This window comes from Amycolatopsis sp. NPDC051045 (genome assembly GCF_040682955.1).
GTDB lineage: Bacteria > Actinomycetota > Actinomycetes > Mycobacteriales > Pseudonocardiaceae > Amycolatopsis.
The window spans coordinates 90,306-113,236 of sequence record NZ_JBFBCC010000010.1 but is presented as its reverse complement, the minus strand read 5'-3'; the positions used below and the strand labels follow the sequence as shown (position 1 = coordinate 113,236).

The following is a 22,931-nucleotide window of genomic DNA, read 5'->3' as shown; positions in this document are numbered from 1 at the left end:
ACCGAACGCATCGGAGGTCTTGGTGTTCAGCATCACCGTCCGTGATCACGTGATGGTCGCCCACAGCTTCCGCGGGGAAGTCTTCGGACCCGCGCAACGCCTGCACGGCGCGACCTTCGTGGTGGATGCGACCTTCCGCCGCGCCGAGCTCGACGAGGACAACATCGTCGTCGACATCGGCAAGGCCACGGAAGAGCTCGGGGCGGTGCTGAGCGACCTGAACTACCGCAACCTCGACGACGAGCCGGTGTTCAAGGGGATCAACACCTCGACCGAGTTCCTCGCGAAGGTCATCGCCGACCGCCTCGCCGACGCCGTCCACGCCGGACGCCTCGGCGAAGGCGCGCGCGGCCTCGACGGGATCACCGTCTCGCTGCACGAATCGCACGTCGCCTGGGCGAGTTACGAGCGTGCTTTGTGAACCGCATCTACGTCGTTCTGCCCGGGGACGTCGACGACGCGTCCGTCCCCAGCGGCGGCAACACCTACGACCGCCGGATGTGCGACCGGCTCGCCGCCGCCGGCCTCGACGTGCACGAGATCGCCGTCTCCGGCAGCTGGCCGCGGCCGGACACCGAGGCCCGCGCGGTCCTCGGCCACCTGCTGGCCGCGCTGCCCACCGGCTCGGCCGTGCTGCTCGACGGCCTGGTCGCGTGCGGCGTGCCCGAGGTCGTGGTCCCGCAGGCGCGGCGGCTGTCGCTGTCGGTGCTGGTGCACCTGCCGCTGGCCGACGAGACCGGCCTGCCACCCGCGCTCGCCGCCGAGCTCGACGCGCTGGAACGCGACACGCTGCGGGCCGCCAGCTCGGTCGTCGCGACCAGCGAGTGGGCCGCGCGCCGCCTGATCCGCCACCACGGCCTGGCCCCGCACCGCGTGCACGCGGTCACGCCGGGGGTCGACCCCGCGCCGCCGGCCATCGGCACCGACGGCATGTCCCGCCTGGTCTGCGTCGCCAACGTGACCCCGCGCAAGGGGCAGGGTGTGCTCGCCCAGGCCCTCGAGACCGTCGCCGACCTGCGGTGGACCTGCGAATGCGTCGGCGGGATCCGCCGCGAAACCAAGTACGTCGAGCGGCTGCGCGAGCACCGGCTCGGCGCCCGTTTCACGCTCACCGGCCCCCGCACCGGCGCGGCGCTCGCCGCGACCTACCACACCGCCGACCTCGTCGTGCTCCCTTCGCGCGCCGAGACCTTCGGCATGGTCGTCACCGAGGCCCTCGCCCACGGCGTGCCGGTGCTGACCACCGACGTCGACGCGCTGCCCGACACCCTCGGCGTCGCGCCGGACGGCTCGGTGCCCGGGATGCTCGTCCCCGGCGACGACGTCGAAGCGCTCGGCGCCGCCCTGCGCCGCTGGCTCACCGAGCCGGCGCTGCGGACGCGGCTGCGCGCGTCGGCGAGACTGCGCCGCGAGACCCTGACCGGCTGGGACGACACCGCCCGCCGGATCGCCGACATCCTGCAGCGGCAGGAGGCGGTGGCATGACCGCGTTCGCCCCGGACTGGCTCTACCTGCGCGAACCCGCCGATGCGGCGGCCCGCGCCACCGAACTCCTCGGCCCGCTGCGCTCGTTCTTGCCGTCGGACGAAGAGGTCGTCGTCCGCGACCTCGGGTGCGGCACCGGCTCGCTCGGCCGCTGGCTGGCCGCCCGCCTGCCCGGCGCCCAGCGCTGGATCCTGCACGACCACGACACCGACCTGCTCGACCACGCGCGCCGGAGCCTGCCGCGGACCGCGCTCGACGGCAGTCCCGTCGACGTCGTCACCGAGCAGCGCGACATCACCGCGCTGCGCGCGCCGGACCTCGCCGGGACGTCGCTGGTCACCGCCTCCGCGTTGCTCGACCTGCTGACCAGGGACGAGGTCACGGCGCTGGCCACGGCGATCGTCGAAGCGGGCTGCGCGGCGCTGCTGATGCTGTCGGTCACCGGCAAGGTGGAGCTGTCGCCCGCCGACCCGCTCGACCCCGCCGTCGCCGCCGCGTTCAACGCCCACCAGCGCCGGGTCACCGAAGACGGCCGCCGGCTGCTCGGCCCCAACGCGATCGACGTCGCCGCCACCGCGTTCGGCAGGCTCGGCGCCGAGGTCGTCCGCGCGGACAGCGCCTGGCGGCTCGGTCCGGACCAGGCCGAACTGCAGCGGCAGTGGCTCGAAGGCTGGGTCGGCGCCGCTGTCGAACAGCTGCCGGAGCTGCGCCCGGTCGCCGACGTCTACCTGCAGCGGCGGCTTGAGATGGCCGCGGCCGGCGAGTTGCACGCGGTGATCCACCACGGCGACCTGCTCGTCCTGCCGCCGAGCCTGGAGGCGGCGGCGTGAAGCGCGCACTGGCCTGGCTGCGGATCCTCGGCGCCGTCGGCATCCTCGCCGTCCTCGTCTGGCAGCTCGGCAGCGCCGCCTTCCTCGACGGGCTCGGCCGGATCAGCGCGCCCGGCGTCCTGGCCGCGCTCGGCATCGGCTTCGCGACGACGCTGTTCAGCGCCGGCCGCTGGCAGATCGTCGCGACCCGGCTCGGCCTGCGGCTTTCGCTGCGCACCGCCGTCACCGACTACTACCGCGCGCTGTTCCTCAACGGCGTGCTGCCCGCGGGCGTCCTCGGCGACGTCCACCGCGCGGTGCAGCACGGCCGCGACGCCGGCGATGTGCCGCGCGGCGTGCGGGCCGTCGTCCTGGAACGCACCGCGGGCCAGGTCGTGCTGATCGCGTCCGCGGTCACCGTGGTGCTGGCGTCGCCGGGAGTCGTCCCGGACGCCTTCCGCGAGGTCGTGGTGGTGGCCGGGGTGGTCGTCGTGCTGGCCGCCGTCGCCGCGCTGGTCGTGGGCCGCGTGCTCGGCGGGCGCTGGATCCACAGCCCGTCGAGGTGGCGCCGCGGCTTCGCCGTCACCCTCGCCGACGTCCGGCTCGGCCTGCTGACCCGCGAGACCTGGCCCGGCGTGAGCTTCCTGTCGGCCGCGACGCTGGCCGGGCACCTGGCGCTGTTCGTCGTCGCCGCCCGTGTCGCCGGCGTCGACGCGCCGGTCGGGCAGCTCCTCCCGCTGATGATCCTCGCGCTGCTCGCGATGGGGCTGCCGCTCAACGTCGGCGGCTTCGGCCCCCGCGAGGGCGTCTGCGCCGTGCTCTTCGGCGCGGCCGGGCTCGGGGCCGCCCAAGGTGTCACCGTCGCCGTCGTCTACGGAGTGCTCACGCTGGTCGCGAGCCTGCCCGGCGCCGGTGTCCTGTTCGTCCGGAGTGTCGCCGGGGTCCGCGCGACCCGCGCTCCGCACACCGGTGTCGTGCCCGCTCCGCGCACGGCGGCCGACACCGGGATCGAATCGGAAATGGGGTTGAAGTCATGACCGCAAGTGACGTCGTCGGGGATCTGCCGCACCAGGCCGTGGTCGAGCGGGTGGTCGACACCCGGCTCCCGACCCGGCACGGCACGTTCCGCGCGGTCGGTTACCTCGACCGCACCGGCACCGAGCAGGTCGCGCTGGTCTACGGCGACATCGCCGAGCTCGGCACCCTGACCCGGGTGCACAGCGAGTGCCTGACCGGGGACGTCTTCGGCTCGACGCACTGCGAGTGCGGCGACCAGCTGGCGGTGGCGCTGGACCGGATCGTCGAGGAGGGCTCGGGCGTGCTGGTCTACGTCCAGGGCCACGAGGGCCGGGGGATCGGCCTGCTCGCGAAGCTCAAGGCGATGCGCCTGCAGGACGAAGGCCTCGACACGGTCGACGCGAACGTGGCGCTCGGCCTGCCGGTGGACGCCCGCGACTACCACGCGGCGGCGGGCATCCTGACCGATCTCGGCGTCCGCTCGGTGCGGCTGCTGTCGAACAACCCGGCCAAGGTCGAACAGCTCACGCGCTACGGAATCCGCATCAGCGAGCGGATTCCGCTGCTGGTCCCGCCGAATCCGGAAAACCTGCGCTACCTCCGGACGAAGGCCGAGCGAATGGCCCACCTGCTTCCGCACCTGGACCAGGCCCTCACCGCCCGCTGACCCTCACCAAGGTGCGTGAAGCCACCTTGAGGGACTCAACGTCCCTCAAGGTGGCACTCACGGCCTTTCCGGCGTGCCCAGCACCTCCAGGACCCCGGCGAAGCGCTGGACCAGCGTGTCCAGCACGACGTGCCCCTTGGCCGCACTGGCCAGCGAGGGACGGCCGACCACCCCCGACTCCGTGTACGCCCGCAGGCCCAGCGTCAGGAGGTGGTCCCGGTCGGTGACGTGGTCGGCCGTCTCGTGCCCCGGCCGGACCAGGTGGGGGTGGGCGTGCAGCAGGATCGACGTCTCCAGCTCGCCCGCGTGCATGTCGTCGTCCAGCGACGTCCGCAGGCCGGCCGCGGTGTGCGCCGCCTGCCAGTCCGCGACGCCGGGGAACAGCGCCATCGCCCCCGCGGCTTCCTGGACCACATTGGACAGTACGTAGTTGCCGCCGTGCCCGTTGACCAGCACGAGCCGGTCCACGCCGGACGCTTTCAGCGACGTGGCGACGTCGGTGACCACGGCGTGCAGCGTGCGCGCCGAGATGCTCACCGTGCCGGCCCACGCCGCGTGCTCGTGCGAGCACGAGATCGTGATCGGCGGCAGGTGCAGGACGGGGTGGGCGTCGGCGACGGCCTTGGCGAGGGTGGCCGCGATCACCGTGTCGGTCACCAGCGGGAGGTGGGCGCCGTGCTGCTCGAAGCTGCCGACCGGCAGCACCGCGACCGACGCCCGCCGCTCCTGCTCGTCGGCGGTGGTGGCGAGCGGGAACAGATCGGTCATGGGCGCGTCCCTTCTCTATGTTGGTGGCATGACCGAGCATGCCGCACTACTGGACGTCGCGCGCGAAGCCGTGGCGAAGGCGACGGAGATCGTCCGTTCGCGCCCGAGCTTTTCCGTTTCCGCGAAAGGCGATCGCGACCTGGTGACCGACGTCGACACCGCGGTCGAGGACGCGCTGCGGGAATTCCTCGCCGCCGAGACACCCGAGATCGGCGTCCTCGGCGAGGAGCGGGGCCGCAGCGGCGCCGAGGGCGGCCGCTGGTGGGCGCTCGACCCGATCGACGGAACCGCGAATTTCGCGCGTGGAATTCCGCTCTGCGGGATTTCCCTGGCCTTGGTGGACGGCGAGCACAGCACGGTCGCCGCGATCGCGCTGCCGTACCTCGGCGTCACGTACACCGCCGCGCGCGGCGAAGGCACCTTCGCGAACGGGGAGCGCGTCCGTGCGTCTGTCGCGACCGAGATGCCGGACGCCATGATCGCCGTCGGCGACTTCGCGATCGGCGAGCTCGCCGAGGAGAAGAACCGCGCCCGGCTGACGCTGCTGTCGGACCTCGGCGCGCGGGCGCAGAAGATCCGGATGCTCGGCACCGCGGCGATCGACCTCGCCTGGGTCGCGGACGGAAAGCTCGACGCCGCACTGATCCTGTCCAACAACCCGTGGGACACCATGGCCGGTGTGCTGCTCGTGCGCGAGGCCGGCGGCGCCGTCGTCGACCGCGACGGCAGTGAGCACACGGTCGGTTCCGCGGCGACGATCGCCGTCGGCGCCGGGCTGCGCAAGGAGATCGTGGACGCACTTGATCGTGCGTACGGGGTTGTTCGTTAGGATTCCTGGGTACACCGTGGGCGGCGCCACTGCTCGTTTGCGCTGTCCGCGCAAGGTTTTCGGTTACGTTGGTACCGGTCGGCCGCCCAGGCTGGCATGCTGACCGGATCTCGTCGGCCACTTCGGAGAATGGTGGATGCTCGTGGAAAGTCGCCGGATCCGCGATCGGTACCGGCTGCTCGAGCCGATCGGCGGCGGCGCGATGGGCACGGTGTGGCGGGCCCAGGACGAAAAGCTCGACCGCACCGTGGCGATCAAGGAACTCCTGCTGCCGCACGACCACGACGAGCACCGCACCGAGGAGGCGAAGAACCGCGCGATGCGCGAAGCGCGGATCGCCGCCCGGCTGCAGCATTCCCACGCGATCACCGTCTTCGCCGTCCTCGAGGAGGAGGACCGGCCGTGGCTGGTGATGGAATACCTGCCGTCGAAGAGTTTGGCCGCCATGCTCGGCGAGGAGCCGGCCACGGTGGACGACGCCATCCGCGTCGGCGCGCAGATCAGCTCGGCGCTGGCCGGCGCGCACCGCGTCGGCATCGTGCACCGCGACGTGAAGCCGGCCAACATCCTGGTCGCCGAGGACGGCACGGCGAAGATCACCGACTTCGGCATCTCCCGCGCGATCGGTGACGTCAAGCTGACGGCCACCGGCGAGATCGCCGGCACGCCCGCCTACCTCGCGCCGGAGGTGGCCCGCGGCGAGGACGCGGACTTCGCCGCCGACGTTTTCTCACTCGGCGCCACGCTGTACGCCGCCGTCGAGGGTCAGTCGCCCTACGGCACCGCCGACAACCCGATCGCCTTGCTCTACAAGGCCTCCAGCGGCGAGATCGTGCCGCCGGAGAAGGCCGGCAGGCTGACCCCGCTGCTGCTGCGGATGCTCGCCACCGAGCCGGCCGAGCGTCCTTCGATGGACGAGGTCGAGCAGGAGCTGCGGGCGCTGCTGCCGGACGAGGAGCCGGGGGAGTCGGTGCTCGCGGCCACGGTGCCCGAAACCGAGCCGCCGGCGGTGCCGACCGTGCCGGCCGCGGTCACCGTGCCCGCGGGGGAGGTCACCGCGGTGTCGCCGGGCGCGCGCAAGGGCCTGATCGCCGTCGGGGCGGGCGCGGCGCTGCTGTGCGTGGCGGTCGTCGTGGCGATCCTGCTGGTCGTGCGGCAGAAGGCGCCGCAGGACACCGCCGCCCCGCCGCCGTCGGAGACGCCGTCCACCTCGGCTTCGCCGACTCCCTCGCCGACGCCGTCGTCGTCGCCTTCGCCGTCCGCCACACCGACGTCGGCGACCTCGGCTCCGACTCCCTCGCCGACGGTGTCGACGGTGTCCTCGTCGAAGACCGCGGGCGAGGCCCTGACCGCCTATTATTCGCTGCTCCCCGGCAACCTTTCGCAGGCGTGGAACCTGCTGACGGATCGTTTCAAGGCGTCCAAGCACCAGACCCTCGCGACCTATGAGGGGTTCTGGGGCCAGTACAGCCGGGTCAGCGCCTCGATCATCTCGGAGAGCGGTCCCGGCCGGGTGACCGCCCAGATCTCCTACGTGTCGAAGGGCGGGGGAACCAAGACCGACACGAACACCTTCACCCTGATCCAGGTGAACGGCGGCGTTTGGATGATCGACGCGCAGAGCTGAACCATCGCGGGCCGGGGTGCGTGTGACGTATGAGCCGTCACCGCCGTCGACCCACGCTGGAGGTTGCCGTGTCTGTTTCCGAACCCGACCTGCTCCGGCGCGCGCGATGAGGCCCGCGGACCCGATGGTGTTCATCCTCCCGGCCGCGCCGCCGGGCAGCGACACCTACGACAAGCGGATGTGCCAGAACCTGCCCGCCGTCGGGCAGCCGGTGCTGGAGCTGCCGATCGCCGGCGACTGGCCGGAGCCGGACGCGACGTCTCGCCGACGGCTGGCACGTTCACTCGCGGCGCTGCCGGACCGGACGGTGGTGCTGCTCGACGGCATGATCGCCTCGGGCGTACCCGAGATCGTCGTCCCGCACGCGCGGCGGCTGCGGCTGGCCGTGCTGGTGCACCAGGCCCTCGCCGACGAGCCCGGCCTCGCCCCGGCGCACGCCGCGGAACTGGACGCCTGCGAACGCGAGACGCTGCGGATGGCCGGGATGGTCGTCGCGACCAGCCCGTGGCTCGCTCGGCTGCTGATCGACCGCCACGACCTGGACCCGGCGCGCGTCTACGTCGCCAAGCCGGGCACCGACGCGGCCCCGCTCGCGGCGGGCGCGGACGGCGTGTCCCGGCTGCTGTGCGTCGGCGACGTCACCCGCCGCAACGGCCAGGACCTGCTGGTCCAGGCCCTCGGCGAGATCGACCACCTGGCGCTCTCGTGCGTGTTCGCCGGCTCACTGGAGACGGACCGGGCGTACGTCGAGGAGCTCGGCTGGTCGATCGAGCGGCTGGGCCTGGGCAACCACATCACCCTGGCCGGCGACGCGGTCGACCTCGCCGCGGCCTACAACGCGGCGGACCTGCTGGTCATCCCGGCGCGCGCGGCGACGTCCGGCATGTTCGTGGCCCAGGCGCTGGCCAGGGGCATCCCGGTCCTGGCCACCGAGGTGGGCGGGGTGTACGACGCGCTCGGCGTCGACGCCGACGGCGAGATGCCGGGCCTGCTCGTCGACCCGGACGACCCGTTCGCGCTGGCCGACGCGCTGCACCGCTGGTACGCCGACGCGGAGCTGCGCCGCTCCCTGCGCACGGCGGCACTGGGCCGCGGCAGCGCACTGGAGGAGTGGGACGTCGCGGCCCGCCGCCTCACCCACGTCCTGTCGCGGCTGGCGTCGGAACCCCGGATCGTCGCTTGACGGCCTTGCCGGTCTTGCCGGGGCACTGAGGATCGCCGTCTTCGGCTGCCCTGACCTGGCGGAACGGTTCGCCGGCGAACCGGCGAACCGGACCGTCACGCCAGGGTGAGCACGTAGATCTCCACCCGCGGATCATTCGGCAGGCTCACCGACTGCACGGTCTTCCCGCCGTCCAGCGCCGCCGAAATCCCGAACAGCCGGACCGGCGGGCCGTCGACCCCGCTGCCGGCCTTGATCCGGTGCGGCATCTCGAGCACCACCGGGCTGCCCGACCCGGCCCAGTCGCCGAACGTCACCGCGAGGTCGGCGCTCGTGCCGTCCGTGTAGTGCGCCGTCACCGTCGTCGACACCGGGCCGTTGTGCGACGACCCGACCAGCTTCAACGCCGTGTGCTGACCGGCCGGGAGCAGCAGCGACTGCCCGCGGGCCTCGACGAAGTTCGCCACCGTCCCCGAAGCGTCCGGCGCGGCGTACGTGACGCCGTCCCAGGTCACCGGGCCGGCCGGCGGGAGCAGGGCGGCGTCGTAGCTCCAGCCGCCGCCGTCGAAGTTGCCTTCCGACGACGACGCCACCGTGGCCGTGCCGTCGTGGTTGCGATCGCGGCCCAAGTCGACCGGGCACTGCGTCCCCGCGGCCAAGCACGCCGACGGCGCCCGGACCTCGATCGTCGCGGACCGCGTCACGGTGTTCGCACCCACGCCGGACACCTTGACCTGCACCGGATACGTCCCGAGCGCCGTCCCCGCGGGCACGCTCACCGTGATCGGCACCGTCTGCTGCACCGGCAGCCGTCCGGACCAGATCAGCCGCAGCGGCTGCACCTGCGTCTTCCAGTTCGAAGGAGCCGAGACCGACACCGTCACCGGCTGCACCACCGGGTTCTGCGCCAGGACGTCGAGGTCGAGGTGGACCTGCTGCGCCGCACCGCCGGGGATCACCACCGACGTCTGCCGCAGCGACGCGTCGACGTGCCGCCGAAGGTCACCCGCGGCGTTGTTGACCGAAGGCGGCGCCGCGGCCGCGGACGTGCCCCACTGGGAAGGCCGGGACCCGAGCTTGTGCGAAAGCGTCCCGCCGTGGGCCAGCGAAGACCAGTCCAGCGACGTCTGCCGGACGTCCCGGCCGTTGAGCGACACGCTCTGGATGTACCGGTTCACGTCGCTCGCGCCGGGCGCCGACACCGTGAGCGTCCCACCCTGCGCGGAGCCGTACTGTCCGATCCGGACGGTCGCCGACTCGAACTGCGGGCTCGACAGCGCGAGGAAGTTCGCGCCGCTCATCGTCGGGTACAGCCCCAGCGACGAGAAGACGTACCAGGCGGACATGGTGCCGAGGTCGTCGTTGCCGGTCATACCGTCCGGGCCGGTGGTGAACAGCGTCATCGCCGCGCGGACGACGGTCGCCGTCTTCGCCGGCGCGCCGACCCAGTTGTACGTGTAGGGCGCGAGCAGGTCGGGCTCGTTGTTCGGGTTGTAGGTCGGCTTGCCGTAGTAGTCGTACGGGCTGGCGATCCAATCCTTCCGCGCCGTGCCGGCCGGATCGGTCAGCAGCTTGTCGTACGCGAAGAAGGAGTCCAGGCGCTTCTCGGTAGCCGTGCGGCCGCCCATCAGCGAGACGAGCCCGCCCGGGTCCTGCGGCACGAGCCACTGGTACTGGTAGGCGCCGCCCTCGTGGAACTGGTGGTCGGCGTCGACCGGGTTGTACGGCGTGAGGAAGGTGCCCTCGGCGGTGCGCGGGCGGAACTGCTGGATCGAGGAGTCCCAGAGGTTCTGGTACCACTGGCCGCGGTCGGCGAACACCCGCGCGTCGGCCTGGTGGCCCAGACCCCGCGCCATCAGCGCGAGCGCCGCGTCGGCCGCCGAGTACTCCATGGTCGCCGACGCCGGGTGCTCGCAGTCGTTGTCGCCGCCCTTGGCCGCGCAGTCCTTGCCGAGTTCGAGCCCGCTGGGGACGTAGCCGCGGTCGTTGTAGTAGTTGACGCCGGAGCGCCCGTTGTACGGCGAATCGGCGGGCGGCGTGCTCGTCGCATTCTTCTTGAGCAGCGCGTACGCCTCTTCTTCGTGCCCGGCGAGCAGGCCCTTCGACCACGCCTCGACGAGGAACGGCGTCACCGGGTCGCCGGTCATGATGTTCGTTTCGCTCTCGGCCAGCGCCCAGCGCGGCAGCCAGCCGCCGTCCCGCCCGATGGCGACGACCGACAGCGCGACGTCCCGCGCGACCTGCGGTTCCAGCAGCTCGAGGAGCTGGTTCTGCGGCCGGTAGGTGTCCCACAGCGAGAAGTTCTGGTACGGCGTGTAACCGTTCGCGGTGTGCACCTTGCCGTCGAAGCCGGTGTACGTGCCATCGGTGTCGCCGGCCAGGTTCGGGTGCAGCTGCGCGTGGTAGAGCGCGGTGTAGAACGCCGTCTGCCGCTCGGTCGTGCCGCCGGCGATCTTGATCGCGCCCAGCCGGTCGGCCCATTGCTGGTGCAGCGCGGCACGGGTGGCGTCGAAGTCGTAGTTCGACGTCTCGGCCGCGAGGTTTTTCCGCGCGCCGTCGAGCCCGGTGTAGGAGAGGCCGACCTTGAGCACGACGTCGTGGTCGGTGGTCGCCTCGAAGCTCGCCCAGGCGCCGTTGCTCCCGGTGCCCGCGGCGTCGCGGCCGGCGGGCGTGCGCGTCGAGCCGCGCCAGGTGCCGAACGAGCTGAACGGCCGGTCGAAGGTCGCGGTGAAGTAGACGGTGTGTTCGTCGTGGCCGGCGCAGAACCCGCCGGCGCGGACGCGGCCTTCCAGGGTCCGGTCGCCGACGACGTGGATCTCGGAATCCTTGACGGACTGGTTCGCTTGGCCCGTGTTGAACAGGACGTTCGCGGCGCCGGTCGACGGGAACGTGTAGCGCTGCCAGCCGGTGCGCGCGGTCGCGGTCAGCTCCGCGTCGATCCCGTACTTCTCGAGGCCGACGCGGTAGTAGCCGGGCTCGGCGTGCTCGTCGTCGTGGCTGTAGGGCGACTTGTAGGCGTCCTTGTCAACGTTGTCCACCGCCCCGGTGGTCGGCATGATCGGCAGTTCGCCCATCACGCCGCAGCCGACGCCGGACAGGTGCGTCTGGCTGAAGCCGTAGATCGCGTTCTGCAGGTAGTCGTAGCCGCCCTGACCGCCGGTGTCCGGGCTGACCTGCACCATCCCGAAGGGCGCACTGGCCCCGGGGAAGGTGTTGCCGAAGTTCTGCGTGCCGACGAACGGGTTGACGAGGCTCACCGGATCGACCGGCGCGGCGGCGTGTGCGGTGGCCTGGGTCGTGGCGGCGACCACGAGCCCGACGGCCGCGGCGGCGACCAGCCGTCTGCTTTGCGACCCCATGGGGCGCACCTCCCAGTGTTGACAACGTTGTCAGGCGTGGCCTGTCCAGCAGCCTTTCACATCGCCGGGCCGTTTGGAAGGCGGCAACCAGGTCAAGCCGTTGTCATCGCCTGCCGCAGCAGCCGCGCGGCCGCTTCGACGCCGGAGTCGGCGAGGTTGCCGTAGCCGAGGACGAGCGCGGGCTCGCCCGGCGCGGTCCGGTAGCCGTCGAGATCGGCCACCTTGACGCCGGCCGCCTTCGCCTTCCGGACCACCGCCGCGGCGTCCTGGTCGAGGTGGAGCAGGAGGTGCAGCCCGGCGGCGGCCCCGGAGAGCCGCGCGGGCCCGAGCGCGGTGACGAGCCGGTCGCGCCGGGCGCGGTACCGCAGCCGGGCGCCGCGCAGGTACCGGTCGTAGCCGCCGCTTTCGACGAAGCCGGCGAGCGCGAGCTGGTCGACCACGGGTGGCGGGTGCGCTCGCACTGTCCACTGTGGAGGTAGCACGGCCCAGCCGAGCCCGAGCGCGGGGCTGAGCGTCTTGCTCACCGACCCGAAGAGCGCGACCCGCGCCGGGTCGGTGCCCTGGACGGTGCCGACGGGCCGCCGGTCGTACCGGAACTCGGCGTCGTAGTCGTCTTCGAGGATCAGGCCGTCGACGTCCCGCGCCCAGCCGAGGAGTTCGGCCCGACGGCGCGGCGAGAGGACCGAGCCGGTGGGGAACTGGTGCGCGGGCGTGACGAGCACGGCGCGGACGCCCGCCGGAATCCGCCCGACGTCGATGCCTTCGTCGTCGACCGGCACCGGGTCGACGGTCATCCCGGCGCCTTCGGCCGCCCGCCGCAACCGCGTCCACCCGGGATCTTCGACGGCCAGCCGCGTGCTGCCGCGCTCGACCAGGGCGCGGCACACGCCCGTCACGCCGTCGGTGACGCCGCCGCAGACCAGCACGGTGCCGGGCGCGGCGCCGCGGACGCGCCGCAGGTACTCACCCAGGACCCGCCGCAGCCGGGGGTGGCCGCCCGGTTCGGGCAACCCGAAGTCCGGGTGCGGCGTGGTCGCGAGGACCTCGCGCACCGCTTCCGCCCACGGCCGCCGGGGAAAGTTCCGCAGGTCGGGCAGGCCCGGAGCGAGGTCGTACCGGGGCGGCGCCGCGTGCGCCGGTTCCTTCGCCGCCACCGCGCCACCCACCGGCCGGACCCGGGTGGCCGACCCGGTGCGCCCGGCCAGGTACCCCTCGGCGACGAGCTGGGCGTAGGCCTGCGTGACCACCCACCGCGAGCACCCGAGGTCGGCGGCGAGCCGGCGGCTCGCCGGGACGGCGCCGGTCAGAACGCCGTCCCGGATCGCCTGGCGCAGGGCCCTGGCCAGCTGTTCGTGCTTGGGGCCCGGTCCGCTCAGCTCCAGCAGCACGCCCCAATCGGTCTGTGATTCCGGCACAGGATTGGACTGTAGTACCGGACCGATTTCGGCTTAGCGTGGTCGGCATGAAGAAGGTGGAACTGGGCCGGACCGGCCAGTACGTGAGCCAGGTGTCGCTGGGCTGCATGACGATGGGCACCTCGACGGACGAGCCGACGTCGGCTCGCATCCTGGACGCGTACCTCGACGCCGGCGGCGACTTCCTGGACACGGCGAACTGCTACGCCTGGTGGGCGGGCGAGGAGTTCTCCGGCGGCGAAAGCGAATCAATGCTCGGCAAGCTGCTGCGCGGACGGCGCGACCGGGTGTTCCTCGCCACGAAGGTGGCGGCAGGCATCACGGACCTCCCCACCGCTCGCACGGCTGACCGCCCGGACGGCTCGACGGACTGGGCGGTGCGGGAGCGCACGTACGAAGGCGCGAGTGCCGCGGTGATCGAGCGCGAGGCGGAGGCGAGCCTGCGGCGCTTGGGCACCGACCACATCGACCTCTACTACGTCCACGTCGACGACCGGGCCACGCCGCTCGAGGAGACACTGTCCGCATTGGACTCTTTGGTCCGGGTGGGCAAAGTGCGGTACATCGGCTGGAGCAACGTCCGGACGTGGCGGCTCGAGCGCATCCGTTCACTGGCGCTTTCACACGGTTGGGCCGCACCCGTGGCGGTTCAGCAGCAGCACTCTTACCTGCGCCCGGCGGCGGGGGCCGACGCGGCCTCGATCGCGGGCGGGGAATTGCTGGACTGGCTGTCTGTGTATCCGGACGTCTCGTTGGCGGCGTATTCGTCACTGCTGCGCGGAATCTACGACGACCCCGAGGCTCGGGAATCGAAGCCGATATGGCGCGCTTATGCGGGCCCGGACGCGGAAGCTCGCCTGGCCGCAGTGGCGAAGGTGGCCGCCGCGCTGGGTTGCTCCGGTGGCCAGGTCGCGCTGGCGTGGCTGCTGCGTCAATCCCCGACGGTGATCCCGCTGATCGGCCCGCGCACCTGGGAACACTACGAGTCGATCGCCCCGGCGTTCACCCTGGAGCTGCCGGACGAGCTGGTGTCCTTGCTGGACAACGCGTAGGCGGTGGCGAGCAGCGCGGCGACGCTCGGCTTGTGCTCGTCGCGCCGCCGCCACGTCATGGTGATCTCGGTGGTTGCCCCGGCCAGGGGAACGGCGACCGCGCCTTCGTGTCCGACCAGGGCGGGCACGATCGCGCACCCCAGTCCGGCGGCCACGCACCGCGCGAGGGCGGCGAGGCTGCCGACTTCGGCCTCGACGACGGGTCCGTCGATCCGGTCCAGCATCTCCCGGAAGCCACAACCTTTCGGGGTGGCGAGGAACCCGACGCCCCGGAGATCGCCGGGCCGGATCTCTTCCTCGCCCGCCAGCGGGTGTCCCGGTGGGACGATGACGACGAGCTGTTCGGTGCCCAGTGACGCACTGGCGAGAGCCGGGTCGGCGGGTGGGACGCCGAAGGTGAAGCAAACGTCCATTTCGGATCGTTGCACCGCCTGGTAGAGCTCGCCCCGCCCGCCCTCTTCGAGCGTGACCCGCACGCGCGGCCACCGCGTCCGGTACGCGCCGAAGAGCGCCGGGATCCGTTGGGCGCACAGCGTTTCGAGGGCGCCGATCGTCAGGTCGCCCTCCGGTTCACCGCGCTCCTCGTCGACCGCGGCCCGGGCTTCCTCGACGAGTTCGAGCACCTGATCGGCGTACCCGACGAGCCGTTCCCCGGCGCCGGTGAGCCGCAGCCGCCGCCCGCGTTCGAACAGCTTCGAGCCGAGTTCGGCTTCCAGCGCCTGGATTTGTTCGGTCACGCTGGACTGCGCGTAGTGCAGCTCGCCGGCGGCGTGCGTGAAGTTGAGCGTCCGCGCGACGACGCGGAAGGTGCGCAGGTGGCGCAGTTCCATGGCATCCCCCATCGGCGTTCCCGATACCCGCCATCGTAACTCCCTGCTTCCACCGGTGTCACCGAGCGTCCAGGCTTCTCGGGTGGCAAAACTCCTCACCGGCCTTTCGCTGGGCTACTTCCTGGTCATGCTGGATACGACGATCGTGACCGTCGCACTCCCGGCCCTTTCGTCTTCTTTGTCGGCGCAGCAATGGATCTCGAACGGCTACACGCTGACGTTCGCGGCATTTCTCCTGACGGCGGGAGCGTGGTCCGACCGCTTCGGCGCCCGTCGGGTGTTCTTCACCGGCCTGGTCTCGTTCGCGGCGCTGTCCTTGCTTTCGGCTTTCTCGGCGTCACCGGCGATGTTGATCGCGCTCCGGGCGTTGCTGGGCATCGCGGGAGCGCTGCTGGTGCCTTCGTCGCTGTCCCTGATCGCGGCGGCTTATCCGGTTCCCGCTTCCCGCGCCAAGGCGATGGGCGTGTGGGCGGCGTTGAGTGGAACGGGCCTGGTCGCGGGCCCTCTGCTGGGCGGAATTCTGACGGAAGCCTTCGGCTGGCGCGCGATCTTCCTGGTGAACGTCCCCGTGGCGGTGGTCGCGCTCGCGCTGTCCCGCACCGCCCCCGCGACCCCCCCGAAGCCTGGCCGCACCGACGTGACGGGCCAGCTGTCGGCGGTGGTCGCTTTGTCGACATTTACGTACAGTCTGGTCGAGGGCAATCCCTGGGTGTTGCCGGTGTCGGTGCTCGCGGCCGCGGTCTTCGTGGCGTCCCAGCGTCGTCCCGACGCGATGCTCCCGCCGCGCCTCCTCTCCTGGAGCCTGCCGGCGGGCGCGATCGTGAACTTCGGGCTGTCGGGTGTCCTTTTCGTCCTGTCGTTGTACTTCCAGGAAACCCGGGGCTACCCGCCCTCATCGGCCGGCTTGGCGTTTCTCCCCCTGACGATCCCGACGGCCTTCAACCCGATCTTCACCGGCCGCCTGGTCGCCCGGATCGGCCCCCGGATCCCGGCGGTCGCCGGTTTTCTGCTGATGTCCGCGGGCACGCTGATCCAGGCGTTCTCGCCTCCGGTCGCGCTCTCGGCGCTCGGGCTGGCGCTGCTGGGGTTCGGGGTTTCCCTGGCCATCCCGGCCCTGCTGACCGCGGTGGTCGGCTCGGCCCCGCCGGAGCTGGCGGGTCTCGCAGGAGGAGCGTTGAACGCCTCCCGTCAGACGGGCGCTGCCCTGGGGGTGGCTGTCCTCGGTGCTCTCGTATCCGGAACGTCGACGGCTTTCGCGTTGGTCACCGCCGCCGTGGTGCTGCTCGCCGGCGCCTCGATCGCCGCCGCGGCTCTCGATGAGTTGCCTGCTTGAAAGGCTCACTTTCGGGTGGCCGGCTGCGTCGTGAAGTGCTGCTAAGGTCGGGTCACCAGTTCGCCGCGCGGACGAAAGAAGCGGTCACGATTCTCATTCAGGACTACCGGGCGAAGGTCCCTCAGTTGAAATCCGGTATTACGCATGACCAAGACCAAGTTGACGGTTCTGATTCCGGCGGCCGTGCTGCTGGTGGCGGGAATCGTCGTCGTCGCGGGCGGGAAACTGCCGTGGTCAACAACTCGTCGCGTGATCGGTGCGACATCCCGGACAAAGTCTCTGGAGAGGCGGCTTCGGCAGCGGCCGCGCCGGGTGGCGGCGCAGTGCACGTCGTCGAACAGGGTTTCACCCAGGATCCGAACAGTGCGGTGAGCCTCGGGGCTGTCCTGGAGAACACCAGCAGCAGCGTCGCCTACCGAACCAAGGTCACTTTCCGCTTGTTCGACGCGGCACACACCGAGCTGCCCGAAACCGGAACTTCGCCGTTGACCGTGGAGGTTCCGATCATCCTGCCGGGTCAGCGAATCGGAACAGGCGAGGGTTCGTACCGCAAGGCGAAGGTGGCGTCCGTCGAGTTCGGGATCGGCGCGACCACGTGGGTGTCACGTGAGGCAGTGGGCAGTTTCTCTCCGGTCACCGCGACGTATGTGCGAACGGCCCGCTTCAACCCCCGGATCCCCACGAGCGTGGACATCCACTACAAGGAGACGTCGACAAACTGCCGCGCGCTGAACAGTCGCACAACGGCAGTGGTGTTCCGCGCCGCGACAGGAAAGCTCATCGGCGGCGGCGTAGCGTCTCCGGACACACCGATCACCTTCCGTGACGAGCAAGGCCGCGACCTGGGCGGCGAGACGCAGCCCCCACCAAGTCCGTCGTGCGCTCAGGGCGAGCGGGAAACCTGGATCGTCCCCCCGACGGGCAGCCCATCCGCCGACGACGCACGAACCGAGATCTACCCGTACTGCGACGTCGCCGGCGGGTGAGCCGCAAATAGCGGTCGGCGGACGACCCCCAGCCGCCCCTCGGGGTCGCGACGACGCGGCCGCGGTCGAAGAGACGGGTTGACGCCTCGCAGGCCCGCAACGGCCGCTGACGACAGAGGCCGCGTTCCGAGGGGAACGCGGCCTTTTTCGTGTGTTTCCTGTTTCCTGCTGCATTGTGAAACAGTAAACACCTTGTCGTCGAAAGGTTCATGACGAATCCTGATTGCAGGGCACGGGAACTCCGGAAAAGCCCTGAACAATCACCCTTTCCAAGGAGGATTCGCCATGTCCATGTCCAAAAAGCTGGCCAAAATCGGCGGCCCCGTGCTCGCCCTCTGCATCATCGCGGCGGCGCCGGTGATCGGCTCCACCTCGGCGTACGCGGACGGCGACGGCGGAACGCCCCCGCCGCCCGCCACCAGCACGCCGCCCCCGGCGGGCACCGACGGCAACCCCTGGCACGGGTGATCGGGGCCGGGCCGGTCGCGACCGGGTTCGCGGCCGGCCCGGCAATTGCGCGGAAGCCGGTGAAACGATGTGCTCGGTGTAGCCAGAATGGAGTTCCGCATGCCCAAAACATTCGGGGCCCTGTTGCGGGAATGCCGGGTCGCCGCCGGCATATCGATGAGCGAGCTGGCCAAGCGGGTCAACTACAGCGAGAGTTACATCAGCAAGATCGAACGACCTGAAGCCGCCGAACGCGATGCTGGCGCGGATCGGCGACCGCGTGCTGGACGCCGGTGGCGCGCTGGTCGGAGGAGCACGAGGCGCGGGCGCGGGTCGCGAACACGCTGGACCGCCGTCAGATGCCGGCCGGCGCCGGCGCTCGCCCGCGGCTGGCCGACCTCGGCCTGCCCGGCGACCCTGCTGGGCGGGGAACTGCCCCGGGTGCCGGCGACCAACCGCCGCACCAGGGCGCGCTTCGGCGTCCGCCGGTCACTGGCCCACGCGCTGGACAGTGACGTCACCGCGAGCAGTCACACGCCAGCGCCGAGCGCTCTTCGCGGACCTCTCCGGCCTCCGGCAGGTCGAGTTCGGCGAACCCGGCCTCGGCCGCCGTCCAGTGGGGCACCGCCTCTTCGTGCGCGCCCATCGCGTGCAGCGTTTCCGCGACACCCCGGTGCGCCCGGGCCTGATAAGTGCGGTTCCCGTCGCCGGCGGCCAGGTCCAGGGCCGCCTTGCCGGCGCTGAGCGCGTCCGGGTGCGCACCACGGGCCAGTGCCGTCGCTCCGCGGTCCAGGTACAGCTGGGTGCGCAGGTCGGCGTCCGGCACGTTCGCCGCGACCTCTTTCGCCTTGTCGTGGTAGCGCACCGCTTGGGTGAACCGGCCCTGCTGCCGGTGGACGTTGCCGATGTTGTTCAGCGCGTAGGCCTCGACGCAGTGATCGCCGATCCGGGCGGCGTGCCCGTGCGCCTCCGTGTAGCTGGCCAGCGCTTCGGCGAGCTGGCCGAGCTTCTCCTGCACCGACCCGAGGTTGTTCAACGTGTGCGCCACGCCCTGGACGTGTCCGACCTCGCGCAGCATCCGCGCGGCCGCCGAGTGCTGGCTCAGCGCGACTTCGAAATTGCCGTGCAGCTCGTTGAGGTACCCGAGCATGCTCAGCGCGTGGGCTTCGCCCCGCGGGTCCTCGGTCTGCTCGTACTTGGTCAACGCCGCCTCGAGGTGGGCCATCGCCTGGTCGTGCTGCCCCAGCTCCATGGTGGGGATGGCGAGCGCGCACAAGGTCGCCGCCTCACCGCGCGGGTCACCGACGCGGCGCCACTTGGGCAACGCCTGCGCGGCCAGCTCCAGCGCCTCGGCGAGCCGTCCGCTCCGGTCGTGGGCGGTCGCCAGCCGGAGCAGCACGTGGGCTTGGCCCAGGTCGTTGCCCGGGTCCGCGGAGACGACTTTCCAGGCGAGGTCGAGGGTGCCGATCCAGTCTTCGAACTGGTTGGTCGTGTTGAAGTAGCGCCACAACAGCACCGCGAGCCGCCACGTGTGCCCGGGCAGGTCGTGCGTGGCGGCGTAGTGGATCGCGGCCACGAGGTTGTCGCGCTCGGCGACGATCCACCGCAGCCCGGCGTCCGCGTCGGCGAAGACCGGGGTCACCGGACAGGAGCGGTCCGTCGCGGGCAGCTGGGCACGGTCGAACGGGTACGCGGCGCCGACCGCGGCCGCCAGCGTGACCAGGTAGTAGTCGAGCAGCCGCAGCAGGGGACCCGTCCGGTCGGACGGCTCGTGGGCGGCGAACTCCTTGAGCGGGTCCAGCATCTGGTACCGCTCCGGCGCGGCCTCCTCCAGCAGGCTGACCTCGTGCAGGTCGTCGAGCAACAGCCGTGCTTCGGTGGCATCGCAACCGGCGAGCGCCGCTCCGCCGGCGACGCCGACGTCCGGCCCCGGCAGGTTGCCGAGCAGCCGGAACAGCGCGCGCTGCGGCTCGCCGAGCTGCCGGTAGGACACCCGGACGGCGGCGATGCCGTCGGCCTCGCCCCAGGGGCCGCCCTCTTCGAGCAGGTGGAGCAGGTGCTCGAGGGGCCACCGGGGGTGCCGCCGGAACAGCGCGGCCGCCACCCGGATCGGCATCGGCAGGAAGCCACAGCGCTTGACGATCGACGCCACTTCGGCCGCCCGCCCGCGCAGCCGCGGCGGATCGGTCAGCGCGTGGAACAGGTCGGCCGCCTCGTCCGGAGACAGCGGGGAAAGCCGCACGGGTTCGCCGGTGTCGCCCATCCGCCGGCTGGTGACGATGGCCGAGCAGCCGTCCGCCTCGGGCAGCAGCGGCCGGATCTGCTCGGACGATGCGGCGTTGTCCAGCACGACCAGCGTCCGCGTGCCCCACAACGTCGTCTGGTACAGCGTGACCTTCCGGCCCACCGTCGCCGGGATCTGCTCGGCCGGTACGCCGAGCTCGACCAGCAGTTCGGTGAGCGCGTCACCGACGCTGGTCTCGGACACTCCGGGGGTGAACCCGTTCAGCCGGACCAGGAGCTGCCCGTCGGGGAACCGGTCGCGCAGCCGGTGCGCGGCCTCGACGGCGAGGCCGGTCTTGCCCACGCCGGGCGCACCGCTCACCCAGACCGCGCGGCGACCGCCCGTGGTGGCCGTTTCGATCGTGGCGAGCTCGGCGGCACGTCCGGTGAACGCACCGGGCCGCGACGGCAGCGAGCTCGGCGGATCGCCGCGTTCGGCGCGTGCGGCGAGGTTGCGCAACACCGGCCCGGGCGCCATGCGCAGTTCGGCGAGAGCGTCGCGGGTACCGGCGAAGACGCGCAGGGCCGCCATCCGGTCGCCGCCGGCGATCAGGGCGCGCATCAGGAGTTCGGCGTGTTTCTGGCCGGCCGGGTCGGATCGGACGAGCGGCCGCAGCCGGTCGCGCGCCGAGCGGTGGTCGCCGGCGGCCAGCTCCAGCTCGGCCAGGTCGCCCACGGCATCGGTGAGGCTCTCCTCGGGGACCACGACTTCCGGGCCGCCGACGCGGTCGATGTCGATGTCCTCGAGGAACCGGCCGCGCCACAGGCCGACGGCTTCCCGCAGGAGTTCGATCGCCCGGCGCGGGTCACCGGTCCGCGCTGCTTCGGCGCGCAGGCGGTCGAAGCGGACGGTGTCCAGCTGGTCCTCGCCGATCCGCAGCAGGTAGCCGGTCGGCGTCGTCTCGATGCCGACGTCGCCGGCGGCCTGGACGACGTCGCGCAGCCGCTTGATGTAGCTGCGGACCAGCGTCGGCTTGGCTTCGCGGTCGGCCCAGACGATCTCGGCGAGGCGGGCGGGCGTCACCGGCCGGTTCGCGTGCAGGAGCAGCACGACGAGGACGAACCGCTGCTGCTGGTCGCCCAGCGGCACCGGCACGCCGTCGTGCCACGCCTCCAGCGGGCCGAGCATCCGAAACTCCACGCGCAGCCTCCCCGACGTCAGCTTGCTGTCCTCGATTGATGTCGCGCAATCAGCCGTTGGGGTTTCGGTAATCAGCATTTCTTGCACATTCGATACACACGCGGTCGCCACACTCCGCCGGTCGAACAGGGGTGAAGGAGAAACCGGTATGGGGTCCGACGTGTTGCCGTGCTACGTGGCCTGTGACGTCTCGCTTTCGATGTCCGACCACATCGACGAGCTGAACACCGGGCTGCGGGAGTTCCGCGGCGCGGTGCACGCGGACGCGTCGGTCGCCGACCGCGTGTTCTGCAGTGTGGTCGGGTTCGGCGAGAAACCGCAGGTGGTCCAGTCACTGCTCCCGATGGACGACCTCGCCGAGCTGCCCGAACCGGCCCCCACCGCCGGCACGAACTTCGGTCCGCTGTTCACGTTCCTGCGCGCCCGGATCGACGGCGACGTCCGCGCCCTGGAGCGCCATCGTCTCCGCGTCCACCGCCCGATGCTGTTCTTCCTGTCCGACGGCCAGCCGACGGACCCGGTGACCTGGCCTTCGGCGTTCGCGTCGCTGACGGACCCCACCTGGCCGTTTTGCCCTCGCGTGGTGACGTTCGGCCTGGGTGACGCGGACCAAGAGGCGCTGGACCGCATCGGCACGTTCCGCACGTACCTGAGCCGCGACGGCGTCCGCCTGGGAACGGCGCTGATCGCCTCGGTGATGCACGTTCTGTCCACTTCCCGTCCACCGGCTGACCGCACCCTGTCCAAAAGGGGGTCCGCAAGGGGGTTGCCATGGAAACGCACTGAAGGAGAAGGCCGTGGAGCGCGCTGAGCTGATAAGGGAGCTGAAGTCCCTCCGCAAGGGCCGCGGTTTGCAGGCGACCAGGCTTCCGGACCGGGTAGGGCCTACGTTGAGGAAGGCCTGCGCGGTCTCGGAGTCGGACGGAATGGTGACGATCCGGGCCAAGGTGGCGGGCAGGTTGACGGAGCTGGCGGCTCACCTGTCCGAGGACCTCCGGCTGGCGGTGCTGGCGGCCTTCGCGATCTCACCGGAGGCCCGCCGCCCGCTCTACCAGGAGCGGGTGCGGTGGGCGGCCGACCGCTTGGACCGCGACCCCCGCACGGTCCGCCGTCGCGTGGACGAGGCGATAGATCTGCTGGCGGAGCTGGCCACGGGCACACCGGTGAGTGCTCCGCCGGGCAGTTGGCACACGGCGGCGTTGACGGTGGCGCTGGTACCGGACGAGTCGTGCGTGTTCGAGCAGCACCGGGTGGTGGCCGACCAGGACGGTCTCCGGTCGTTCGACCTGGCTGTTTCCGCGGGTGAGGGTCTGGTGCTGTACGGAGGAAGGTTGACGGAGGGCTTCGCCGTGGAGCCGCCGCGTCCGCTGTCCCGTGGCGAGTCGTGGGAGTTCGCGGCGGTGTTCACGGTCGAGTCGGTTTCGCAGATGGTCTGGGTCCCGCGGCACCGGTGCGAGGCGTTCGACCTGCGGGTGCGGTTCGGAAAGGAGGGGCCGGCGGAGGTGCTGGCGCTGGATGGGGCGTTCGAGAGGGACGTCGCGGACCCGGGTTATCGGGGCCGGTCGCAGCCGGTGGATGCGGCGGGGGAGGTGCATCTGCAGTTCCGGCACCTCACGCCTGGGCTGGTGTACGGAGCCCGGTGGGCGGAGGGGAGCGAGTGGGTCCAATGTGGACATTAATGGCCTGCTTGTAACGAATGCGGCCACCGGGTCCGATCAGTG

General features: G+C 71.6%; 19 protein-coding genes and 1 pseudogene. 15 read left to right on the top strand and 5 right to left on the bottom strand.

The window, feature by feature from the left end; all coding sequences use genetic code 11:
- The first annotated feature begins 22 nt into the window (after nucleotides 1-22).
- From AB0M80_RS24195 to ribA, 5 genes are read left to right on the top strand one after another with little or no spacing between them, the layout of a single operon-like run.
- On the top strand, nucleotides 23-421 hold the full coding sequence (locus tag AB0M80_RS24195) for a 6-carboxytetrahydropterin synthase (protein ID WP_364568877.1): 399 nt from the start codon (nucleotides 23-25) through the stop codon (nucleotides 419-421).
- On the top strand, nucleotides 418-1,485 hold the full coding sequence (locus AB0M80_RS24190) for a glycosyltransferase family 4 protein (protein WP_364568875.1): 1,068 nt from the start codon (nucleotides 418-420) through the stop codon (nucleotides 1,483-1,485). The genes AB0M80_RS24195 and AB0M80_RS24190 overlap by 4 nt, the downstream gene beginning before the upstream one ends.
- A complete protein-coding gene (locus AB0M80_RS24185; RefSeq protein ID WP_364568872.1) occupies nucleotides 1,482-2,315 on the top strand; it encodes a class I SAM-dependent methyltransferase in 834 nt (277 codons plus the stop codon). The genes AB0M80_RS24190 and AB0M80_RS24185 overlap by 4 nt, the downstream gene beginning before the upstream one ends.
- Entirely contained in the window at nucleotides 2,312-3,331 is a 1,020-nt protein-coding gene (locus tag AB0M80_RS24180; protein ID WP_364568870.1) for a lysylphosphatidylglycerol synthase transmembrane domain-containing protein, read from the top strand. The genes AB0M80_RS24185 and AB0M80_RS24180 overlap by 4 nt, the downstream gene beginning before the upstream one ends.
- Nucleotides 3,328-3,978, top strand: coding sequence for a GTP cyclohydrolase II (gene ribA / locus AB0M80_RS24175; RefSeq protein ID WP_364568867.1), 651 nt, complete (start codon nucleotides 3,328-3,330; stop codon nucleotides 3,976-3,978). Before AB0M80_RS24180 ends, ribA begins: the two co-directional genes overlap by 4 nt.
- Before the next feature lie 57 nt (nucleotides 3,979-4,035).
- Here the strand turns inward: ribA and AB0M80_RS24170 are convergent, their stop codons facing one another.
- Entirely contained in the window at nucleotides 4,036-4,746 is a 711-nt protein-coding gene (locus AB0M80_RS24170; protein WP_364568864.1) for a creatininase family protein, read from the bottom strand.
- 28 nt (nucleotides 4,747-4,774) lie between these two features.
- Here AB0M80_RS24170 and AB0M80_RS24165 point away from each other — a divergent pair, with 28 nt between their 5' ends.
- From AB0M80_RS24165 to AB0M80_RS24155, 3 genes are all read left to right on the top strand, one after another.
- Entirely contained in the window at nucleotides 4,775-5,575 is an 801-nt protein-coding gene (locus AB0M80_RS24165; RefSeq protein ID WP_364568861.1) for an inositol monophosphatase family protein, read from the top strand.
- A gap of 136 nt (nucleotides 5,576-5,711) precedes the next feature.
- The gene (locus tag AB0M80_RS24160) at nucleotides 5,712-7,202 is read left to right on the top strand and encodes a serine/threonine-protein kinase (RefSeq protein ID WP_364568858.1); all 1,491 of its coding nucleotides are present in this window, start codon (nucleotides 5,712-5,714) and stop codon (nucleotides 7,200-7,202) included.
- Nucleotides 7,203-7,326: 124 nt separating this feature from the next.
- Nucleotides 7,327-8,385, top strand: a complete 1,059-nt coding sequence (locus AB0M80_RS24155; protein WP_364568855.1) for a glycosyltransferase family 4 protein — start codon at nucleotides 7,327-7,329, stop codon at nucleotides 8,383-8,385.
- Between the two features lie 95 nt (nucleotides 8,386-8,480).
- Here the strand turns inward: AB0M80_RS24155 and AB0M80_RS24150 are convergent, their stop codons facing one another.
- Both AB0M80_RS24150 and AB0M80_RS24145 read right to left on the bottom strand, forming a co-directional pair.
- Entirely contained in the window at nucleotides 8,481-11,723 is a 3,243-nt protein-coding gene (locus AB0M80_RS24150) for a GH92 family glycosyl hydrolase (protein WP_364568853.1), read from the bottom strand.
- Nucleotides 11,724-11,815: 92 nt separating this feature from the next.
- On the bottom strand, nucleotides 11,816-13,138 hold the full coding sequence (locus AB0M80_RS24145) for a PLP-dependent aminotransferase family protein (protein ID WP_364568850.1): 1,323 nt from the start codon (nucleotides 13,136-13,138) through the stop codon (nucleotides 11,816-11,818).
- A gap of 47 nt (nucleotides 13,139-13,185) precedes the next feature.
- Between AB0M80_RS24145 and AB0M80_RS24140 the strand changes: the two genes are divergently transcribed.
- Entirely contained in the window at nucleotides 13,186-14,190 is a 1,005-nt protein-coding gene (locus tag AB0M80_RS24140; protein ID WP_364568848.1) for an aldo/keto reductase, read from the top strand.
- Here the strand turns inward: AB0M80_RS24140 and AB0M80_RS24135 are convergent.
- Nucleotides 14,118-15,032 carry a LysR family transcriptional regulator gene (locus AB0M80_RS24135; protein WP_364568845.1) on the bottom strand — a complete coding sequence of 305 codons (915 nt, stop codon included), beginning with the start codon at nucleotides 15,030-15,032 and terminating at the stop codon, nucleotides 14,118-14,120. The genes AB0M80_RS24140 and AB0M80_RS24135 overlap by 73 nt on opposite strands.
- A 70-nt stretch (nucleotides 15,033-15,102) precedes the next feature.
- Here AB0M80_RS24135 and AB0M80_RS24130 point away from each other — a divergent pair, with 70 nt between their 5' ends.
- The 4 genes and pseudogenes from AB0M80_RS24130 to AB0M80_RS24115 form a co-directional block, all read left to right on the top strand.
- Nucleotides 15,103-16,353: an MFS transporter gene (locus AB0M80_RS24130; RefSeq protein WP_364568842.1), complete on the top strand. Its 1,251-nt coding sequence runs from the start codon at nucleotides 15,103-15,105 to the stop codon at nucleotides 16,351-16,353.
- Nucleotides 16,350-17,339 (top strand): hypothetical protein, encoded by a 990-nt coding sequence (locus tag AB0M80_RS24125; RefSeq protein ID WP_364568839.1) that lies wholly within the window; start codon nucleotides 16,350-16,352, stop codon nucleotides 17,337-17,339. Before AB0M80_RS24130 ends, AB0M80_RS24125 begins: the two co-directional genes overlap by 4 nt.
- Before the next feature lie 285 nt (nucleotides 17,340-17,624).
- On the top strand, nucleotides 17,625-17,807 hold the full coding sequence (locus AB0M80_RS24120) for a hypothetical protein (protein ID WP_364568837.1): 183 nt from the start codon (nucleotides 17,625-17,627) through the stop codon (nucleotides 17,805-17,807).
- 87 nt (nucleotides 17,808-17,894) lie between these two features.
- Nucleotides 17,895-18,011, top strand: a pseudogene (locus AB0M80_RS24115) (helix-turn-helix transcriptional regulator); the annotation flags it as partial.
- A gap of 292 nt (nucleotides 18,012-18,303) precedes the next feature.
- On the opposite strand, the gene AB0M80_RS24110 reads toward AB0M80_RS24115, so the two are convergent.
- Nucleotides 18,304-21,210 (bottom strand): tetratricopeptide repeat protein, encoded by a 2,907-nt coding sequence (locus AB0M80_RS24110; RefSeq protein ID WP_364568834.1) that lies wholly within the window; start codon nucleotides 21,208-21,210, stop codon nucleotides 18,304-18,306.
- Nucleotides 21,211-21,358: 148 nt separating this feature from the next.
- Here AB0M80_RS24110 and AB0M80_RS24105 point away from each other — a divergent pair, with 148 nt between their 5' ends.
- Both AB0M80_RS24105 and AB0M80_RS24100 read left to right on the top strand, forming a co-directional pair.
- Nucleotides 21,359-22,021, top strand: coding sequence for a hypothetical protein (locus tag AB0M80_RS24105; protein WP_364568831.1), 663 nt, complete (start codon nucleotides 21,359-21,361; stop codon nucleotides 22,019-22,021).
- Between the two features lie 115 nt (nucleotides 22,022-22,136).
- Nucleotides 22,137-22,889, top strand: a complete 753-nt coding sequence (locus AB0M80_RS24100; RefSeq protein WP_364568829.1) for a hypothetical protein — start codon at nucleotides 22,137-22,139, stop codon at nucleotides 22,887-22,889.
- Nucleotides 22,890-22,931 lie beyond the last annotated feature (42 nt).